This is a genomic window from Sulfitobacter profundi, from assembly GCF_042661425.1.
In the GTDB taxonomy this organism is placed as follows: domain Bacteria; phylum Pseudomonadota; class Alphaproteobacteria; order Rhodobacterales; family Rhodobacteraceae; genus Sulfitobacter; species Sulfitobacter profundi.
Genome location: NZ_JBHSWA010000002.1, coordinates 38,680 through 56,952, shown reverse-complemented (window position 1 = coordinate 56,952; position 18,273 = coordinate 38,680). Strand labels below are relative to the sequence as shown.

16 protein-coding genes and 2 pseudogenes are annotated in these 18,273 nt (G+C 53.3%); 8 read left to right on the top strand and 10 right to left on the bottom strand.

The annotated features are described in order from the left end of the window. Nucleotides 1–7: 7 nt before the first annotated feature. On the bottom strand, nucleotides 8–1,084 hold the full coding sequence (locus tag ACFQAU_RS18105) for a KpsE/RkpR family capsule polysaccharide export protein (RefSeq protein WP_132446725.1): 1,077 nt from the start codon (nucleotides 1,082–1,084) through the stop codon (nucleotides 8–10). Between the two features lie 251 nt (nucleotides 1,085–1,335). Here ACFQAU_RS18105 and ACFQAU_RS18100 point away from each other — a divergent pair, with 251 nt between their 5' ends. Then, on the top strand, nucleotides 1,336–1,515 hold the full coding sequence (locus tag ACFQAU_RS18100) for a hypothetical protein (protein ID WP_386284163.1): 180 nt from the start codon (nucleotides 1,336–1,338) through the stop codon (nucleotides 1,513–1,515). Beyond that, nucleotides 1,509–2,156, top strand: coding sequence for an ABC transporter permease (locus ACFQAU_RS18095; RefSeq protein WP_386284160.1), 648 nt, complete (start codon nucleotides 1,509–1,511; stop codon nucleotides 2,154–2,156). The genes ACFQAU_RS18100 and ACFQAU_RS18095 overlap by 7 nt, the downstream gene beginning before the upstream one ends. 33 nt (nucleotides 2,157–2,189) lie before the next feature. Here ACFQAU_RS18095 and ACFQAU_RS18090 read toward each other — a convergent pair whose 3' ends face one another. Genes ACFQAU_RS18090 through ACFQAU_RS18075 form a run of 4 tightly spaced genes read right to left on the bottom strand, consistent with a single transcriptional unit; the run spans nucleotide 2,190 to nucleotide 6,007 of the window. Next, complete coding sequence (locus ACFQAU_RS18090) at nucleotides 2,190–2,966, bottom strand: sulfotransferase family 2 domain-containing protein (RefSeq protein WP_132446729.1); 777 nt, start codon at nucleotides 2,964–2,966, stop codon at nucleotides 2,190–2,192. Next, entirely contained in the window at nucleotides 2,963–3,700 is a 738-nt protein-coding gene (locus tag ACFQAU_RS18085; RefSeq protein ID WP_386284155.1) for a CatB-related O-acetyltransferase, read from the bottom strand. The genes ACFQAU_RS18090 and ACFQAU_RS18085 overlap by 4 nt, the downstream gene beginning before the upstream one ends. Nucleotides 3,701–3,707: 7 nt before the next feature. Next, entirely contained in the window at nucleotides 3,708–4,292 is a 585-nt protein-coding gene (locus tag ACFQAU_RS18080; protein WP_386284151.1) for a glycosyltransferase family protein, read from the bottom strand. Continuing rightward, a complete protein-coding gene (locus ACFQAU_RS18075) occupies nucleotides 4,289–6,007 on the bottom strand; it encodes a glycosyltransferase family 2 protein (RefSeq protein ID WP_386284223.1) in 1,719 nt (572 codons plus the stop codon). The genes ACFQAU_RS18080 and ACFQAU_RS18075 overlap by 4 nt, the downstream gene beginning before the upstream one ends. 829 nt (nucleotides 6,008–6,836) lie before the next feature. Between ACFQAU_RS18075 and ACFQAU_RS18070 the strand changes: the two genes are divergently transcribed. Then, nucleotides 6,837–7,593 (top strand): IS5 family transposase gene (locus ACFQAU_RS18070; RefSeq protein ID WP_386284148.1). Its coding sequence is split into 2 segments (ribosomal slippage): nucleotides 6,837–7,168 and nucleotides 7,167–7,593, totalling 759 coding nucleotides; the frame shifts between segments, so codons are not numbered across the junction. A 9-nt stretch (nucleotides 7,594–7,602) separates the two neighbouring features. Here ACFQAU_RS18070 and ACFQAU_RS18065 read toward each other — a convergent pair. Further along, nucleotides 7,603–8,342, bottom strand: a pseudogene (locus ACFQAU_RS18065) (IS5 family transposase). A gap of 267 nt (nucleotides 8,343–8,609) precedes the next feature. Here ACFQAU_RS18065 and rfbC point away from each other — a divergent pair. The 5 genes and pseudogenes from rfbC to rfbA all read left to right on the top strand — a co-directional run bounded on the left by rfbC (nucleotide 8,610) and on the right by rfbA (nucleotide 12,792). Beyond that, nucleotides 8,610–9,181, top strand: a pseudogene (rfbC, locus tag ACFQAU_RS18060) (dTDP-4-dehydrorhamnose 3,5-epimerase). Next, complete coding sequence (gene rfbB, locus ACFQAU_RS18055) at nucleotides 9,178–10,218, top strand: dTDP-glucose 4,6-dehydratase (protein ID WP_132446739.1); 1,041 nt, start codon at nucleotides 9,178–9,180, stop codon at nucleotides 10,216–10,218. Before rfbC ends, rfbB begins: the two are co-directional and overlap by 4 nt. Before the next feature lie 33 nt (nucleotides 10,219–10,251). Continuing rightward, on the top strand, nucleotides 10,252–10,992 hold the full coding sequence (locus ACFQAU_RS18050; RefSeq protein WP_132446741.1) for a class I SAM-dependent methyltransferase: 741 nt from the start codon (nucleotides 10,252–10,254) through the stop codon (nucleotides 10,990–10,992). Continuing rightward, nucleotides 10,989–11,864 (top strand): dTDP-4-dehydrorhamnose reductase, encoded by an 876-nt coding sequence (gene rfbD, locus ACFQAU_RS18045; protein WP_132446743.1) that lies wholly within the window; start codon nucleotides 10,989–10,991, stop codon nucleotides 11,862–11,864. The genes ACFQAU_RS18050 and rfbD overlap by 4 nt, the downstream gene beginning before the upstream one ends. Before the next feature lie 52 nt (nucleotides 11,865–11,916). After that, complete coding sequence (gene rfbA, locus ACFQAU_RS18040; RefSeq protein WP_132446745.1) at nucleotides 11,917–12,792, top strand: glucose-1-phosphate thymidylyltransferase RfbA; 876 nt, start codon at nucleotides 11,917–11,919, stop codon at nucleotides 12,790–12,792. Between the two features lie 124 nt (nucleotides 12,793–12,916). On the opposite strand, the gene ACFQAU_RS18035 is transcribed toward rfbA, so the two are convergent. The 4 genes from ACFQAU_RS18035 to ACFQAU_RS18020 form a co-directional block, all read right to left on the bottom strand. Continuing rightward, nucleotides 12,917–13,384 carry a UDP binding domain-containing protein gene (locus ACFQAU_RS18035; protein WP_386284220.1) on the bottom strand — a complete coding sequence of 156 codons (468 nt, stop codon included), beginning with the start codon at nucleotides 13,382–13,384 and terminating at the stop codon, nucleotides 12,917–12,919. Then, nucleotides 13,384–14,220 carry a nucleotide sugar dehydrogenase gene (locus ACFQAU_RS18030; RefSeq protein ID WP_386284140.1) on the bottom strand — a complete coding sequence of 279 codons (837 nt, stop codon included), beginning with the start codon at nucleotides 14,218–14,220 and terminating at the stop codon, nucleotides 13,384–13,386. The genes ACFQAU_RS18035 and ACFQAU_RS18030 overlap by 1 nt, the downstream gene beginning before the upstream one ends. Before the next feature lie 155 nt (nucleotides 14,221–14,375). After that, complete coding sequence (locus ACFQAU_RS18025; RefSeq protein WP_386284228.1) at nucleotides 14,376–17,405, bottom strand: glycosyltransferase; 3,030 nt, start codon at nucleotides 17,403–17,405, stop codon at nucleotides 14,376–14,378. After that, nucleotides 17,366–18,193 carry a hypothetical protein gene (locus ACFQAU_RS18020; RefSeq protein ID WP_386284203.1) on the bottom strand — a complete coding sequence of 276 codons (828 nt, stop codon included), beginning with the start codon at nucleotides 18,191–18,193 and terminating at the stop codon, nucleotides 17,366–17,368. The genes ACFQAU_RS18025 and ACFQAU_RS18020 overlap by 40 nt, the downstream gene beginning before the upstream one ends. Between the last annotated feature and the right edge of the window lie 80 nt (nucleotides 18,194–18,273).

Sequence of the window (18,273 nt, the reverse complement as noted above, 5' to 3'; positions counted from 1 at the left end):
TCACGCCTCAGCGCCGGTCTTTCAGAGAATAAAATACCAACAGAAGGATCGCCCAAGACACAAAGAGGAACAGCACAAGCAGAGACAAGATTACCTCACGCTGAGGATATTGTGCGCGTTGTGCATGTGTTGGTTCGATATGTGCAGCTAGATAGCGGCTTTGGCGGCGTGCTTCAGCAAGACTGGCATCGCGAGTAGCCAAGGCCGAGACGTAAGTTTTTTCGGCAAACTCCCTATCCACGACAAGGCGCTCGTATTCGCCGACAAGAGTAGAAAACAACTCTTGGTCTGTGACGGCCCCACCACTAATGCCGCGTTTGCGGCGTTCCTCCTCGATGCGCTTCTCGATCACTGCAACTCGACGCTGTGCTTGTCCGACCCGTGGGTCGTTAGACTGAGTGGTCTCATCGAGCAAATCCAGTTCGATCAGGGACTCGGCTAATTGTTGTTGCAAAGTGCCCAGCAGACTCGCTTGGGTCTGCAAATCCACCGTCGGATCAACCATTCGGTTCTTATTTCGGAACACTGTCACCGCTTCTCTCGCGGTCTTCAATCGCTCTACCGCCTCGTCCAGATCAATCCGCGCATAGCGCACCGCATCCTCGCGGGCGATAGCGCTCAGCTCATTGATCATGTTTGAGCTCTCGCGAAAAATGCTGGTGGCAATAGCCTCAGCATCGTCGGGATCAAAAGCCAACACACGGATTTCAATCAACCCACTGCCGCTATCATAATAGATCTTTACCATCCGGATCCAATAGTCGACCAGGTCCTCTATTGTGCCCGAAGGATTATAGGCAAATACCGGGTCATACTCTGGCCGTGACCAAATACTTTCTAGGTCCAACTCATCGTTCAACAGCGCAACCAGCTTCTGGCTCTGGATATACTCATACAGGATGTCGGTGTCAGAAGAACTGGACCCAGACAGTTCGGTGATCCCGCCCAGGAGCTCCACCGCCGAACTGACTTCTTCCGAGCGCACTGAGAATGCCACTGTAGAAGCATATTGATCCGTAGCAATTGACCACAAGTAAAAAGCTGCTGCCGACGCGGGCACAAGAACCATCGCCACGAAGCTCATAAGGATGCCTACGTGTCGTGAGCGCACCCGAGCACGGCGCACTGGCGCGCGCACGGGTGCATCGTAGGGGGGCCATTTGTAGGTTTTTCGGCTGGGTCTCTTGTCCCCGAGGCGTTGGTGGCAGCAGGTTGTGTCAATCCGTAGTTCCCAACCGGTTAGGCATTTTCAGCAGTCTTACAAACCCTGCCCTTTGAATACCAGTGCAATGGCCTGTATGAACCACGACTAACCCTTCAGCACTAAGGCCTGCCATGCTGCCCACCTTCCCTTCAGCCCAACCGTCCGCCACCGGCGTGGTACGAGGGCGGCGCTTTGCCAGCCTGCGCACAATCACCGCCCTCATGCTGCGTGAAATGGTTACCACCTATGGCCGCTCGCCGGGGGATATCTCTGGGCTGTACTGGAACCGGCGGCAGGGATCGCCTTGCTGACCCTAATCTTTTCGACTGGCTTTCAATCTCCGGCCTTGGGAACCAATTTTCCGATTTTCTATGCAACGGGGATGGTTCCTTTCCTGATGTTCAATGATATATCCGGAAAGCTGGCGATGTCGCTGCTGTTCTCAAAGCCCTTATTGGCCTACCCGGCAGTGACATATCTGGATGCAATCATCGCGCGCTTCTTGGTCAACATGCTGACACAAGTCCTGGTGGCCTATATAACGCTCGGAGGAATCCTGTTGGCTTTCGACACTCGGTTGCTGCCCGATTACACAACCGTTGTCGCCGCCTTTAGCTTTACAGCGCTGCTGGCCTTGGGGGTTGGCACGATGAATTGCTATCTTTTTACTCGGTTTCCAGTCTGGCAGCGGATCTGGTCCATCCTGATGCGGCCGATGTTTATTATTTCGTGCATCTTCTTCCTATTTGAAACCATCCCCCAGCCTTACCGCGATATCCTGTGGTATAACCCCTTGGTGCATATCGTCGGGCTGGTGCGCCGCGGCTTTTATGCCAACTATGACGCTAGTTACGTATCGATCTTATATCTGCTAGGGTTGGCGTTGGCGCTGTTTATGGCGGGGCTTCTGCTGCTGCGGCGCCAACACCGCACTTTGCTGAACGATGGGTAGAAGAGGTATGAGCGTACAATAGGGCCCGTGGCATCACCGATCTTCACCTAAGGCCCAATCCTTTGGCAGGGTCGCGGCCATCAACTCCGTATCTAAGCTGGCGAACTTAGCTAGTTTCGCGGCAGAAGAATCGCGTTCAAACAGCGCCAAGAGTTTGGGCCAACGCGCTTCTCCCGCGGCATGGCCACCTGTATTGTGAAAGCTCCGTGCCACATTAATCTGCTGCCCCAGCCGCGCAGCGATATCGGTCTCCAATGTTGTAAGTCCAGTAGTGGTGTAAAGACCATCAAGCTGTGCCATCCCCTCACGGGCCCGTGCCATCATTTCAGCCGCGTTCAACCCTGCAAGACCACGCCGCCCACGCATTTTACGTGTGGCGAAGTAGGCGCAATAAAAGTTGTCGTAATGGTCGCGCACAAAGTTCTGCCAAGCGGCATCTCCGCCAAAAAAATAATTGTCCGCAGACATTTCGAGAATCCGGCGTTTACCGAGGTTTTCAGGACGCTGCAGAGCCGCCGGGCTCAGCGCTTGGGCTTCCTTGAGCAGATAAAGGTAGAACGACGCGATCCGTTCACGCGGCTCACGCAGCACTGAAAAAACAAACCGGTCCTGGGGCAAATTCCCGAGTTCATCCCAGTCAATATGCCCAGAGTAAAGTCTGTATCCTGCTGGCATCTGCGGCCCGTTTGGCGCTTGGGTATGGGTGCGCACTGGGCTGACATGCTCTACGCCTCCAACCGCTTTCACCAGAGCGTTGTGGATGGTCTGACCGGCGGTCTTTGGAATATGCAGAAAAACGACGGTTGTCACATTTCATCCTTGGATAGGTCCACCAAAGTGGGTTCAAAGTGAGGCTCTTTCTCCTGCATGGCGAATACGCCCATGATGAAGTCAAGCGGTTTTGAGGGCTGCAGATGGTCTAGTTGCCAAGGCGCGTACCGCCACCACGCACAGCGCAACATCGGCGAAATGAGATTGGACGGCAATCGGGACTTCTTGATGACTGCTGGGTTACCCGCCACGACCGCGTAGGGAGGCACATCGCGCGCCACAACAGAATGCGCCGCCACGACTGCCCCATCGCCAATCGTCACTCCAGCCTTGATCATCGCGCCATGGCCAATCCAGACGTCATTGCCAATGGTGGTAATCTTCACCTTGGTTGGTGGGCCTTCGTTCGGAAAACGATAGCTGTGGTAATTCTCTGCCCCTTCAAAGCCGTTATCAAGGTCAAACAAGCGGTCATGCAGATAGAATGCGGGGCTGGTTGATGCCCAGGTCAGTGGGTGATCTTGGCGTCCGATCTGTACATTCTCACCAAACGAACAATACCGCCCAATCCGTGCTGCAAAACAATACCCCGACACTTGATAAGAAAAAGCCCCCAGATGAATGGAGTGCTCATATTCGGTCCACTTCAGACTCGACGGGGCCTCGAGCTTGGTATTTGCCGGTAAGTTTACCGACTTGGACATACCCCGATTCAGTACTTCAATGCCTTTGCCGTGCAGCTTACTTATGGGAACGGAAATCTTACTCATCATTAGCTTTCTAGTTTTGTGGCAAAATAAAATCGAGAACTTTGGTTACGTCCTCACACACCACTTCAAGAGGGATCGTACCACCCTTCCCGCTGCGTGCCGCTTCTGCGGCCACCGCCTCCGCTTGCGCCCCCAGATCAAAGCACCAGACTGGTAACCCAGTGGCGATCGCCTCATGGGTCGCATAGGAAAACGTTTCGGGCCAGATTGAAGGGATCAGCCATTGGCTGATGCCGTACTGCTTAACGATTCCAGGAATATCTTCCAACTGATAACTGCCATGCACCTGTGCCGGACGGCTTAACACGTAGGCTGGGTCAATTTTCCCGATCACCACCAGTCGCGCCTGCTCGCTGCGTGCCAGTTCGCGGCTAAGGGACTGCAGCAGGCCCGCCCCTTTCTGTATGCCGATGTTGCCCAACACTCCAATCACCGGCACTCCGTCGTGGGTTTTGCCTGGAGAAACATTAGGCACCGGATGCAATATTTCATGTGGCTGGATGCGGATGAAATTGGCAACCTGCGGATATGCACTGGCCACTATATTGGCGCTGTCATTCGAAAAGACAGTCAGATGATCTGCCGTCTGCATCATCTCCCCCAAGCAGCCCGCCAATCGGCCAGCGACAGAGTGGGCCCTTGGGGTAAGGTGAACTGATGCGCTTCATCCTGAGGCCCCTCGACCTCCGGCAGACCCCGAAACACTCCATCGGCGTCCAGCAGCGTGTAGGATGGACTGAGCGGTAGGAAGTCGTGAAACAACACTTCTAATGAATGTGCATCCCCGGTGGCCAACTCGGTTAGAATGGCCGGAATCTCTACCGGGTTGCGGGCCCCCACGCCACAGGAGTAGACCACATGGCGCGCGGGAAGCTGGGCCAGCAGCTGCTGAATCAACGCCGTGTCATCGGTTTCGCCGCGCAACACACCTCCCAAGCTGTGCAGTTCGATCTGCCATTTCTGTGCGCCTCCTACCCGCAGTACTACCGCGGCAGCATCCTCGGCATCGCCTAATTCGGTTCTGATCCGCTGTGCCAAATAATGCTCAGCACCGCCGCCGAGGTCGTGCGCCAGATAAACGGGCACCGGTGCCTGACGTAGCCCGGCCCAAGCCAGCCCTAATGCCAGTCGCGTTGCATTCAGCGGATCGCGGCGAATGAAATCTTGAACGGACTGGTCATAATCAGGATAGCGTCCCGAGATGATCTTATTGTTGGCATGCACCAGTTTGAGCTTCTCTGCGCTCCCAAAAGAGCTACCGCCCCGATGTTCCACGAAAAGTCCCGCCTGCCCCACATGCCGCCCCCCATGTCGTTCGTTTACGCGGCGGCACCAATCGACTTCTTCACCATAGCCGCGACCAAAGACTGTATCGAACTGGGGTTCCAGCTGCAGATAATTAATGTTCATAGCCATGCAAAAACCAACTCCAGTAGGTGCTTCGGCCAATGTAAAAGTTGGATTAAGTCGTGCCGCAACTTGATCTAGTGCATCCCCCTGCCCCGGCGCCAGATCACTCCGTCGCCCCATGGTAGGTACGTTAAAAATCTCGGCATCATTGGACATCGGAGTGACGCTGGCAACGCTTTCAGTTCTTAAAATAGGTCCGATCAATCGACTGGCCCAGTCCTTAGGCACAAATGCATCGGCATTGAGTAGGACCACATGGTTCCCATAGGTCATTGCCGCGTTGAAGGCCGCATTCACTGATCGAATGAACCCGAGATTTTCTTGGTTTTCTATAATCCGGACCCGTTCAGCAGTCTCTTCTGTAAGCCCTGAGTGCCAGTGGCGTAGAAAAGGACGTACCCGCTCATCTGGCGAAGCATCCTCAATCAAAATTATTCTATAAGGCAGGTCGGTGTAATCGACTACCCGCTGGAGCACCTCTTCCAAGAGATCAAAGGCATTGTAGACGGGCAGGATGATAGTAATCTCGCAGTCTTGATGTAAGTGCGCCTGTGGCAGATCGGGCTTTGCGAACAACTCCGAGGGCACTAGCTGCGTAAGTGTGTGTTCGTTTAAACCCAAGATATGTTTAATCCGGCGGCGCGCATCGGGATCGCTACGGCGATACCAACTGGCCGCAGCGGGCAGAGCGCGCAAAATATCCCACAAGAAGGATAGCGCCAAACGGTGCTTCATTCCGGACAATTCTCGCGCAGTAAAATCAGGTAGAGCATAAACGTATTGTGCATCTGCATGCCTGACCCAGAACATCTTGGGGCCGGGCGTTAGCGGAAGATCAAGTAAGAACCCAAGGCTGGCATGATTGTTCTCGCCGCGCGCTTGGTTCACATCGCCGCGCACCAAAAAGGAGCAGCCTGTGTTCGTTCGGTGCCACACACAAGCCCAACCATTTCGGTATGGGCCCATCCCTCAATCACCAAACGGCCGCGCCTTAGGCAAATCTGTTCTAGGAATCCAAACACCGTCCCATCGGTATCGATGAGTTCAAACCCACGCCGCTTCAGCGTGCCATGCTGGGTAGCATAACGCTTAAATAATTGTATCAGCCTTGCCAGCAAAGTTACTTCCACTTCAGGATATTAAATTTGGCCCCTTGAAGTCATTGACTTACAACCACTCCGGCACCTGTTTGCCAAGTGCTTGTGTCATACCTTTGCCCGACAAATCCAGTCGACAATCGGCATGTCATTGCCCAGCTACACCGGATTTTAGGCGGCGCGTTTGAGGGAACCTTCTTCTATAAAGTTCTTAACCCCCGAAGCTATGGTCGACCCTGAACAGGTCCCTCTCAACAAACCGTCTTTTGTAGAACCCAATAAAAGCAGCGTCAGTCCTCTTTGGAACCTCGCTAGCCCAGGCCCGCCATTCCTGCTCAAGGACACGCACGTCCCAACCAGGCGCCACTACCCGCGTCCGGTCATAGGTATCGGGTTTCAACGACTTCCCTTCAATCAATGTGTATCTTAAGTATCTCAACGTAGGATACTTCGCCCATACAATGTTCAAATGTTTCGCGCGCGAAACATATTCAGATAACCCTTTAATAATGATACATTATTGATAATGTATCATGGATATTTTCACCTCCCATGAACCACTTGACTAGGGTCAGGATGCATTGATTTCGCGCGCACAGCATGATTCACCGCTCGGAAAATGGAGCAGTGATATGAGCGATCTTTTCTGGCTGACCGACGCGCAGATGGCGCGTCTGGCGCCCTTCTTTCCCAAGTCACACGGGAAGCCCCGGGTAGATGACAAGAGGGTGCTGATCGGGATTATCTTCATCAATCGCAATGGCTTGCGGTGGCGCGATGCGCCTGCTGCCTATGGTCCTCACAAGACGCTCTACAGCCGGTGGAAGCGGTGGAGCGAGAAGGGCATCTTCGCGCGGATGATGGCCGGGCTGGCGGCAGAACACGGCGAGAAGACGACCGTGATGATCGACGCGACGTATCTCAAAGCCCGCCGAACGGCGACCAGTATGGCCGCCAAAAAGGGGGCGTGGTCGCCTGATCGGTCGAACCAAGGGCGGCATGAACACCAAGCTGCACGCCATCTGCGACAGTCAGGGACGACCGATCGACCTGTTCGTCACCGCCGGACAGGTCAGTGATTACATCGGCGCACGGGCCCTGCTGAGCAGCCTGCCAAAGGTCAAATGGCTACTCGGGGATCGCGGCTATGATGCTGACTGGTTCAGAGAAGCGTTGCAGGACAAGGGGATACGCGCCTGCATCCCAGGCCGAAAAAAGCGCAAGACGCTGGTCAAATACGACAAGCGGAGATACAAGCGGCGCAATCGCATCGAGATCATGTTCGGAAGACTCAAGGACTGGCGGCGTGTGGCCACCCGATATGACCGATGCCCGAAGGTCTTCCTTTCGGCCATCGCCCTCGCCGCCCTCGTCATCTACTGGTTATGAATCCTGACCCTAGGCAGCCGACTCATAAAACTCGATCCACAGCCTGACCGATGCCAATTTGATCATCGACAAGAAATTGCGTGACGTTTTCTCGTATCGGGTTGCGATACGGCGGAACGAGGCTTTCAGCCTGCCAAAGAAACGCTCGATTTTGTTGCGCTCGCGGTAGATTTCAGCATCAAATTCGGCGGGTAGTTTGCGGTTGGTCTTGGGAAGGATCACGTCGATAGCGACCTGTTCCCAGATCAAGCCTCTGGTCCAGTCAGCGTCATATGCTTTGTCCGCGAGCACATGTTGGCCAGGTTACAAATTGCCCAGTAGCGTCTTGCACGGCGGCGCGTCATGAGCTTGGCCGGGTGTCAATTCATATCGGATCGGCAGCCCACCCTGATTGGTAAGCGCATGTATTTTCGTGCCTAATCCGCCCCGTGAGCGACCTAAACAGCGGCGCGGGTCTTTTTTAGAGTCGTGGCGGAATGATGCGCGCGCACGCTAGTCCTGTCGACCATCACTGTGTCGTCGGCGATGGCGTCCATGATCCGGTCCCAGTGGCCCGCGTAGCTCCACCGGTTGAAGCGATTATAGACCGTTGTCGCTGGGCAGATCGGCCCAAGGGATGCCGGTGCGCAGGACGTAGAAAGTGCCGTTGATCACGCGGCGGTCATCAACCCGCTTCTTGCCGCGCGTTTTGTTAGGCAAGACGGATTGATGAATTCCCATTCCAGATCGCCCATGTCTGATCGCGCCACTTGCATCCTCCCCCCGTTGTTTGGACGAAATGAATCACAAACCTATGCCCATAAACAAGAATTAATAGGTGTGCTGCCTAGCTGGGCGATGGGCTGACATTCAACGCTACGCTATCGAGTGGCTTCGTGGCGATCCCACATCTGCTCAATCGACAGCCCTTGTGTCTTAACGAAGCGGGCTGACATCTGCGCAAGCAATTGATAGTGGACTCTGGGAAAACCGCTTTCTGCAGTAGGCAGGGCGTGGCGATAGATAAGGAACCACACATGCTGGAAATTGAGCCAACCACCCTACCGGGAGTGGTGCTAATAACACCGCGTCGCTTTGGGGATGCCCGAGGCTTTTTCAGTGAAAGCTGGAACCGAGGCCGCATGTCCAAGGCGGGGCTTGATTTCGATTTTGTACAAGACAACCTCTCGCTGAGCCGTGAGGTCGGCACTGTTAGGGGATTACATTTCCAATCGCCTCCCCACGCCCAAACTAAGCTGGTACGTTGTGGTCGGGGATCTCTGTTTGACGTGGCGGTGGATGTGCGACGGGGAGCCCAACCTATGGACAGTGGACTGGTTATGAGTTGACCGCCGAGAATGGACGGCAATTGCTGGTACCTGCAGGCTTTCTACATGGCTTTGTCACTCGTGAACCGGACACCGAAATCATTTACAAATGCACTGATTATTACGCTCCAGACTCTGATGGCGCGATCCGTTTCGACGATCCCGACATTGGCATCGATTGGGGGTTAGGTACGCAGGCGCCAATCTTATCGGAAAAAGACGCTGCAGCACCCCTGCTGCGAAACTTTGAAAGCCCGTTTGTGTTCGAAGGTACCGAATGACCAAGATTTTGATTACCGGCGGGGCAGGCTTTATCGGCTCTGCAGTGGTGAGGCTTGCTGTGGCGCGCGGCCACGAGGTGATTAACCTCGACGCCCTGACTTATGCTGCGTGCTTGGACAACGTCGCCAGCGTGGCAGAGGCACCGAACTATACGTTCGTAAAGGCTGATATCCGTGATCGCGCGGCGATGGATAAGGTTTTCGTTGATCACGCTCCCCAAGCAGTGATGCATCTGGCAGCGGAATCCCATGTTGACCGGTCGATTGATGGTCCGGGGGACTTCATCGAAACTAATATCACCGGCACCTACAACATGCTGGAAGCAGCGCGCAGCTACTGGCAGACCAAAGGAAAACCTAAAGATTTCCGCTTCCATCATATTTCTACAGATGAGGTCTTCGGCTCGCTTGGGTCCGACGGGAAATTCACTGAAGAAACTCCGTATGATCCTCGCAGCCCTTATTCAGCCTCCAAGGCTGCCAGCGACCACTTGGTGCGGGCGTGGGCAGAAACCTATGGCTTACCAGTGGTTCTAACCAACTGCTCCAACAACTATGGTGTTTTCCATTTTCCAGAAAAACTGGTACCTGTGGTGATCCTAAACGCATTGGCGGGCAAGCCGCTACCGATCTATGGAACCGGGGGCAATGTGCGGGACTGGCTTTATGTTGAAGACCACGCTGATGCGCTGCTACTGGTCTTGGAAAAAGGGGTGCTTGGGCGTTCCTATAACATCGGTGGGGAGAACGAGCGCACTAACCTGGAATTGGTTCACATGCTGTGCAGTATCCTTGATAGATTACGCCCGGCCGACAAACCCTATGCAGATTTGATCGAATTTGTGACCGACCGCCCTGGCCATGATGCGCGTTATGCCATTGATCCCACCCGTATCCGCGAGGAACTGGGCTGGCGCCCTTCTGTTACAGTTGAGGAGGGATTAGAGAAGACTGTGCGCTGGTATCTGGACAACGAAGATTGGTGGAGCCAGCTGCTAGATCGTAGCGACGTGGGTGTTCGTTTGGGCAAAGTATAGGCTGTGCTGTTAGCCTTTAGAAGGATAAAAGACATGAAGGCTAACCCTGATATTGATACCCTTCTGGCAAAGGATTGGGGCGATCTCAATAAGTTAGAGCGCCAGACATTGACCGATCATTTCAGCCACCACGCCCACGAAAAAGAGTTCAATTGGGATTGGTCGTCGATCAACTATAATCGAATAGCGCTGATCAATTATATCACAGCCCGCATCCCCAATTGTGCTTATCTGGAAATTGGCTGTGACTTGAACCAGTTGTTTGATTCAATCCCACTGGCCGACAAGACCGGCGTTGACCCCGCTCGCGGGGGTACGCACCGGCAAACATCAGATGAATTCTTTGCCAGCAACACAAAAAAATTTGACGTCATCTGGATCGATGGGCTTCACGAATATACTCAGGTTCATCGGGACATCGTACATTCGATAGCTGCATTGAAACCCGGCGGGTTTATTGCTCTGCACGACATGCTGCCCACTAGTTGGCTGTTTGAACATATGCCTCGCATAAGCGGACGGTGGAACGGGGATGTATGGAAGGTTGCGCCGGAACTGATGGTTACTGAAGGCATTGATTTCAAAATTGTTCAGATAGATCATGGATGTGGCATCCTTCAGGTAACTGAGAGCGCTGCTGTCCTTGTCGATTTGTCTGACATGGTCGGAAGAGAAAGCTTTGCTTACTACAGCGAGCGCGTACAGCGATTTCCGCTGATCACATGGGCTCAGGCAATAGCTTGGATTGATGATGCCTTGGAGAGGTCCTTATGACAATTCTTGTATTTGGAAAGACTGGCCAAGTCGCCACAGAGCTGCGGCAGCAGGCAAATGTTGTCGCGATTGGGCGCGACGAGGTTGATCTGACAAATCCGTCTGCCTGCATGGAGGCGGTAAAGGCTCATGCGCCAAGCGCTGTGATCAACGCCGCCGCGTACACAGCCGTAGACCACGCCGAGAACGAAGAGGCACAGGCATTGTTGGTGAATGGCGACGCCCCCGCGGCAATGGCGCAAGTCTGTGCCGCGCGAGACATACCATTTCTAACCATCTCAACAGATTACGTTTTTGACGGCCAGGGGGAGACACCATGGAAACCTGATGACGCACCTGGCCCATTGGGAGCTTACGGGCGCACAAAGTTGGTGGGGGAGGATGCGGTCCGGACAACAGGCGGGCGCTTTGCTATCCTGCGTACATCTTGGGTGTTTTCCTCCCACGGCAACAATTTTGTCAAAACGATGCTGCGCTTGGGTCGTGAACGGGACAGTTTGACGATTGTTGGGGATCAGATCGGTGGGCCGACAGCAGCAGGGGATATTGCAGCCGCTTGTTTGACAATTACGAACCAGCTTGGACAGCAAGCGAGCAAGGCTGGCACCTATCATTTTAGCGGTGCCCCAGCTGTCAGCTGGGCCGACTTTGCTATTGAGATTTTCAAGCAAGCTGACATAGATTGCGCGGTGACGCGAATACCTTCAAGGGACTATCCGACCCCGGCGGTTCGGCCGCTGAACTCCCAACTAGATTGTTCCACCACCACAGCGTGCTTCGGTATTGCGCGTCCTGATTGGCGTGTGGGACTGGATCGAGTGCTAAAAGACTTAGGGGGCAGCCTGACAAGTAAGCCTCACAGAGAAGACTGATACGAGGTTCAATTTGGGACCAATAAACTGTCGAGATAAGGGTATATCTACAATGAAGACACGCAAAGGTATCATTCTGGCTGGCGGCTCTGGCACCAGACTCTACCCGGTTACCTTGGGGATATCCAAGCAGATTCTGCCAATCTATGATAAGCCCATGATTTATTATCCGCTTTCCGTTCTGATGCTGGCGGGAATCCGAGAGATCGCGGTAATCACGACGCCGCAGGACCAAGAACAGTTTAAGCGTACTTTGAGCGATGGCAGCCAGTGGGGTATCAACCTGACCTACATCGAACAGCCCAGCCCTGACGGGCTCGCACAGGCCTATATTCTAGCCGAGGATTTTCTCGCTGGCGCTGCCAGCGCGATGGTGTTGGGGGACAATGTCTTTTTTGGCCATGGGCTCCCGAAGTTGTTGGAAGAGGCCAATTTTAATAGCAGTGGCGGCACTGTCTTTGGTTATCGCGTAGCGGACCCAGAGCGCTATGGTGTGGTTGACTTTGACGCTGACGGGAAAGTGCGTGGGATCACCGAAAAACCTAAGGTACCACAGTCAAACTATGCGGTGACAGGTCTCTATTTTCTTGATGGTACAGCATCTGTCCGGGCGAGAGGAGTGAGCCCTTCATCGCGAGGCGAACTGGAAATAACGTCGCTACTGGAAAGCTATCTTCACGATGGCGAGCTTAATGTGCAGCAAATGGGGCGCGGTTATGCTTGGCTCGACACCGGCACTCATGACAGCCTGTTGGATGCGGGCAACTTCGTACGCACTTTGGAAAAACGCCAAGGATTGCAAACTGGCAGTCCGGACGAGGTCGCGTATTCTCAGGGTTGGATATCCTCGGAGACTTTGCGCGAGCGTGGCATGCGGTACCATAAAAATTCATACGGGCGGCACTTGGTAGAGTTGCTAGAAGGGTAATCCTTGAGCTCCCCCTCCCCCGGCCCTGGCCACGAAATTTCGACACTGCCGATGTGGATGCCTCATCCTCATCGGCCTGCTTTGTGGTAAGCTGTCAATGGCGTAGTTACCTTTTGTCAAAGGTTTACAGCCGCAGGTCTGACAGCTCCTTGGGGAAGGCTGCTTTTAAATCAAAAAGAAGACCGCCTTGTTTCAACAGTGCACGTAGAGGTTCGCTCCCTGCCGAGATAGTATTGCTATGTGGGACTGCGAGGATCAACGCATCATAGGTCCCTTTAGGAGCTTGGATCAGTCGGATGCCATACTCATGATCAACTTCATCTGGATCGGCCCAAGAATCTGAAATATCAACTTCCATCCCCCATTCTTGAAGCGCTGTCGCAAGCTCAAATACCTTGGTGTTGCGGATATCAGGACAATTTTCTTTGAACGTCACTCCTTGGATTAGAACGCGGGCATTAAGAATCTGATGACCCGCTTTTGTCATGGCGCGCACGAGACGGTTTGCGCTTTCTCGTGCCATGCCATTGTTGATTTCACGGCCAATGCGGATGAGGTCGGGGATGTGCCCCGCCGCCGTCGCACGGTGCATCAAATAATAAGGATCGACCCCAATACAGTGCCCCCCACCAAGCCGGGTGTATAGCGTACGAAGTTCCACTTCGTCGCGGCGGCATCAAGCACCTCATTGGTGTCGAGGCCTAATCGCGAAAAGATAATTGATAATTCATTGATCAAGGCGATATTCAAATCTCGTTGGGTATTTTCAATTATCTTGGCCGCCTCCGCGACTTTGATTGAAGAGGCACAATAGGTCCCAGCGGAAATAATGCGCTTATAGAGGTCATCGACAAATCGGGCGGCTTGAGGAGTGGATCCAGAGGTGACCTTAAGGATCATAGGCAATGGTCTAGACTTGTCTCCAGGGTTAATCCGCTCGGGACTATAGCCCGCATAGAAGTCTCGGTTAAGCGTCAGACCAGATAGTTTTTCAAGGACGGGGATACAATCTTCTTCGGTGGCGCCCGGGTAGACAGTCGATTCATAGATCACCACATCGCCTCGCTTAAGCACGTGGCCGATAGTTTCTGATACCTTGAGGAGAGGCAGCAGATCGGGCTGATGATTAATATCAATTGGTGTCGGAACAGCGACAATATAAACGTTACAATCTGAAATATCGTCGAGCCGAGCGCTAAAGTGTAGACCCTTTGCCGCAGCCAGTTCCTCAGAAGTCACCTCTCTAGTGAGATCTACGTTCTTTGAAAGCATCGCAACGCGCTCTTCGTGCACGTCGAAACCAATGGTGGGAAAGACCTTGGAAAATTCTAAAGCGAGTGGAAGTCCAACATATCCTAGTCCCAGCACGGCTATTTTCACAGCATCTGGATCCGGTAGGCTCTCTGTGTTGGCGGATAAATTAGTCATCGTGTTTTCCTGTTTGTACGAACTTGGGAATTCGGCTGAAGCTGCAGATTTACAGGTCTCGCTGTGGCCATACTATTATTTCCATTGGTCTTGAGTTTGCGTCCGCTACCTTCATTTTAGGTTCAAGAGTTCTACTACGCATCGATCGAAAGCCCCTAGAGAAGGCTCAAGTTCTCGATGCGCGTGGATCCAGCTCTGCAATGCGCGACCCTCCGCGTGGCAGTTGCCAATTTTTGCGATCCGATCTTCGAGCGCAGCTTGCCAAGCAGAGGGGTGTTTTTCACGAGATACACGCCCTCGACGGAGGCAAAACTAGAAAACACCTGTGTATCCGAGGCAAGCACTGGAAGGCCTAACGCTCCCTGCTCTAAGATTTTTAGATCTGATTTCTGGTTGTTAAACGGTGAATCCATCAAGGGCGCGATAGCGAAATCGAGGTCGGACCTCTGCTCGGCGAGGAAGTGAATAAATTCGGGATAATTGCGCGCAGAGTCGGGCGGGTCGGTCCGCTCGACCCATTCTGGTAACGGCAATTCACACACACCTATTAAGCGCAACCGGAACTCTGGCGTACGCATCGCAACTCCTTCCACCGCCGATAGTATCATCTTTAGATCTTCGGCATGAGTAAAGGAGCCCATGTAGAGCGCCCGTATCATCCCATCTGAGCGGCGAGTGCTAATTGGCAGTGACCAGATCGCCCGGGAGAGTAGGTTTGGTGCAACCTCTACTCGATCGTGAATCCGCCGCACCCTCCCAGCTAAGGATTCGGTTGAAGTGATTAGCCCTGCAGCCTGTTTGGCGAAACGCTCCAATCCTTGTGCTGCAGCCGCGTAACGTCCTTTTGGATCCTTGTCTGTCGGGACGTCAAACAGATCGTCATCAAGTTCAACTACATAGGGAACACCTGTTTTTTTAAAAGTCTCTAAGAATTCTTCTATCCAATGATTGGGGATAGCATTTCGTTGAATAATGACGCCATCTACTCGACCTGCATGCAGTGCTGCCATCAAGTTATCGGGCCGCATTCGTATATATACGACGTCACGGTCGAGCTCATTACGAGTGCGTTCCCACACCCGAATATGTGAGGAAGCATTTCCTCGGGTAAAATTTACGTTTGATTGCGGAACCACCACTGCGATCTTGGGTCGCGGTGTGGAGGCTTCGGCCACCACCCGGTCGATGCGTAGTTTCCCCGCCCTGTGGGTGGTAGCGACGCGGTAAACATCAAGATATTGGGCAGCCATCCAATTGGTGGTAAGACCTTTGCCTGGGCCGTTGCGCCAGCGAATGGCCGAATCCACCTTGGTCCGAAGTTCTTCCGGCCGGGCACCAATTTCGATTAGGGATGTGCGTAAGGTAGGGATATCTGTATGATCGATTACCCAACCTGCGCCGGATTCGCGCACGCGCCCTCCAACAGTGGGGAAATCAAATACCGCGACTGGCAGTCCCGCCATCCACATTTCGGTGAGTGTATGACAGAAAGTTTCTTCGCAGATTGTAAATACTGCGCCAAAATGCGGGCGGATCTCCTGCACTTTGCTGAGGAAGCTATCGCGTGTGTAAGGATCGTGAAGCACAATGCCGGGCTGTTCCACCGCCTTAGTCATTCTGCCTAACACGTGAAACTCGATTCGCTCTCCTTGATCAAGTCTGGCAATTTCTTTAATAATATCGCTACCCTTATTAAATCCAATATTTCCGGGTACGAGGATACGGATTGGAGCATTAGTAGCTTGTGGCTCGGCGGCAACATTGCCAATAAAAGGAAAATTTCGGCCATGCGGGATCACGAAGAACCTATCTCGCGGTAGCAAGGGCAAGTGGGTCAGTATTCGATCCCGCACCGCCTTTGACGTGGTAACAAAAGCGTCGCAGGCTTCAAGCGCTTCGGCAAAACGAGTTCGCCAAACTCCGATCCAATCAAAGTCAACTTTTGGCATCATTTTGGCTGGCCAAAGTACTTGATCGCAGCTTCCGCCTACCTGCGTACAGGCCCCGCCACAGAAGACACCTTCTTTTACTAGATTGACCGAAGGACATAGCGTGTAGAAATCGTGAAATGAGAAAACTGAAGGAATTCCTAGCTTTCTGACGATGTGTGGTAGGTTAAGGCTGTGCCATAGTAAATGCCGTATATGCACAAGCTCGATATCATAGTGTAACAGCCAAGCCTCGACGATCTCGTCGTATTCTTGCGAGATATGAGTCAGGGGTGTTAATGGCCGATTGAGCTGCTGTATTACTACACTTTCTAATTCTCCGTCGGCCATGTGGCTAAGTTCGAGTACGTCGCCGCTGCAGCGCAATGCCCAGCAATCGTAATCTTGAGCAAGAGCCCCCATCAAATCTTTGTTGGTCTGCGGCGTGCCACCAGACTGGGTCGAAAACACAAAAAGTGCGCGAGGCTTCACTGATTCTGCACGAGTACAGTCTTTTAGCGCCTGACGAGCTTGCATGCGGCTGAATCTGATTGCTTCGTCTTCGTGAAAAGCTCGTGTGGCAAGCTTATATTCAGGGTAGCGACCGGCTAACACTTCAGCCCCCTGCCTAGCGTTTGCGTCTTTGGTTTCGCCAAAGCTCTTGGAGCGATCGTGAAAGACATAGGTTCTGTCGTCGATGAGATTCTTCCATCCGGCCCGCAGGGCCCGCATGCAAAAATCGTTTTCTTCCCCATAGCCGCGTGGAAAGGCTTCGGCGTCAAGACCGCCGAACTTGTTGAGAGCGGCGCGCCGGATCAACATGCAAAATCCATTGCCCGTAGGCACTTCTGGGTAGCGTCCCACTTGGCGACGACGAAAAGCACGTGCATAAACTTCTTCAGAGATGCTGGGCGGCAAATCGTTCTCGTTGCCAATATCAGGCGCGGAAAAAGCTCCCGCCCTGTCTGACATAGCAGTGACCGTGGCCACATTCGGCGTCGAGCGCGCCGCTGCTAACATTGAGGGGAGCCAATTCGATGTGACACGCGCATCACTGTTGAGCATAATGATGTCATTATCCCCTGATAGCTCAAAACCCCTGTTTATGGTTCGAGTGAAACCTAGGTTCTCAAGATTGCGCTCAATCCGAAACTGCGGATCGTCGCACACGGTTTCTAAGAATTGCTCAATGCGCGGATCAGGAGATGCGTCGTCGATCAGCAGAATCGGTGTCTCCCGCGGGGTATAGCGGCGCAGTCGTTCGATGCATATTTTGAGGTCTTCAAAGGCATTGTAGATTGGTACGATAACAGTGGTAGTGGACAGTTGTGTATCGCAATACTGCAGCACGGCACGGGGGCGCACGCCTGCTTGACCTCGACCTCTATAGAACAAGCGGTCCCATGCGAAGGTCTAAGTGAGACTTCGTGCACGCCGGGACCCAGCCACTCTAAAGGCAACTTAGTCTGGATCCCGCCTAATCCCCCAGACACGTTTTTACGCCGCAGATCTCCACGCGATCTGTCGTTATATACTTTTTTGTAGAACTCCCCGTTGATCAGCAAATCTATTTCGAAGACCATCGTCTTATCATTGGTGTCGACGGCCCAAGCGAACATCTCATAATCCTCCGACACGTAGTCGATACGAACCTTTTGGTATGTTTGAGGCTCAGGGAGAATTGCATTTTCTAATTTCGGCGGCGCCGTCCAGGTTCCCTCAAGAATACGATTTCCTGTAATAGCGTCTACTACCTCTACTACGATGGTCTCAACGTCCATACATAAGTCAGATGGAATACGCAGGTCGAAGCCAAACCGGCCGTCTCCGATGCCAGCATCTAGGAGATCTTTGCGGAATATGTCGGCAACGATTCTGCGCCCAAGCCTTGTGCCGTTGACGCTGACATTGAGAATCTGAGGCTCGGCACGATCGCGAGGCGCCACCCAGCCGACCACACGGTTCGCATTGATCAGATCGATATGGCCTTCCTGCATAGCACCTTCTTCCCGAAATCCAGCGCGCGATCTAAGTTTAAGTTTCATAAGAAGGGGACCTTTGCCTTGCGTAAATTGTGCCGAAGGAAACGAACGCGCCTTCGCCATACGGCGGGTTTCAGCCTGAA

What these genes read in the sequence shown, in the direction of transcription:
- ACFQAU_RS18105 (WP_132446725.1), bottom strand. Translation starts at nt 1,084, where the DNA reads ATGAGCTTCGTGGCGATGGTTCTTGTGCCCGCGTCGGCAGCAGCTTTT.
- ACFQAU_RS18100 (WP_386284163.1), top strand. Translation starts at nt 1,336, where the DNA reads ATGCTGCCCACCTTCCCTTCAGCCCAACCGTCCGCCACCGGCGTGGTA.
- ACFQAU_RS18085 (WP_386284155.1), bottom strand. Translation starts at nt 3,700, where the DNA reads ATGATGAGTAAGATTTCCGTTCCCATAAGTAAGCTGCACGGCAAAGGC.
- ACFQAU_RS18080 (WP_386284151.1), bottom strand. Translation starts at nt 4,292, where the DNA reads ATGATGCAGACGGCAGATCATCTGACTGTCTTTTCGAATGACAGCGCC.
- rfbB (WP_132446739.1), top strand. Translation starts at nt 9,178, where the DNA reads ATGACCAAGATTTTGATTACCGGCGGGGCAGGCTTTATCGGCTCTGCA.
- ACFQAU_RS18050 (WP_132446741.1), top strand. Translation starts at nt 10,252, where the DNA reads ATGAAGGCTAACCCTGATATTGATACCCTTCTGGCAAAGGATTGGGGC.
- rfbD (WP_132446743.1), top strand. Translation starts at nt 10,989, where the DNA reads ATGACAATTCTTGTATTTGGAAAGACTGGCCAAGTCGCCACAGAGCTG.
- rfbA (WP_132446745.1), top strand. Translation starts at nt 11,917, where the DNA reads ATGAAGACACGCAAAGGTATCATTCTGGCTGGCGGCTCTGGCACCAGA.
- ACFQAU_RS18035 (WP_386284220.1), bottom strand. Translation starts at nt 13,384, where the DNA reads ATGCACCGTGCGACGGCGGCGGGGCACATCCCCGACCTCATCCGCATT.
- ACFQAU_RS18030 (WP_386284140.1), bottom strand. Translation starts at nt 14,220, where the DNA reads ATGACTAATTTATCCGCCAACACAGAGAGCCTACCGGATCCAGATGCT.
- ACFQAU_RS18020 (WP_386284203.1), bottom strand. Translation starts at nt 18,193, where the DNA reads ATGAAACTTAAACTTAGATCGCGCGCTGGATTTCGGGAAGAAGGTGCT.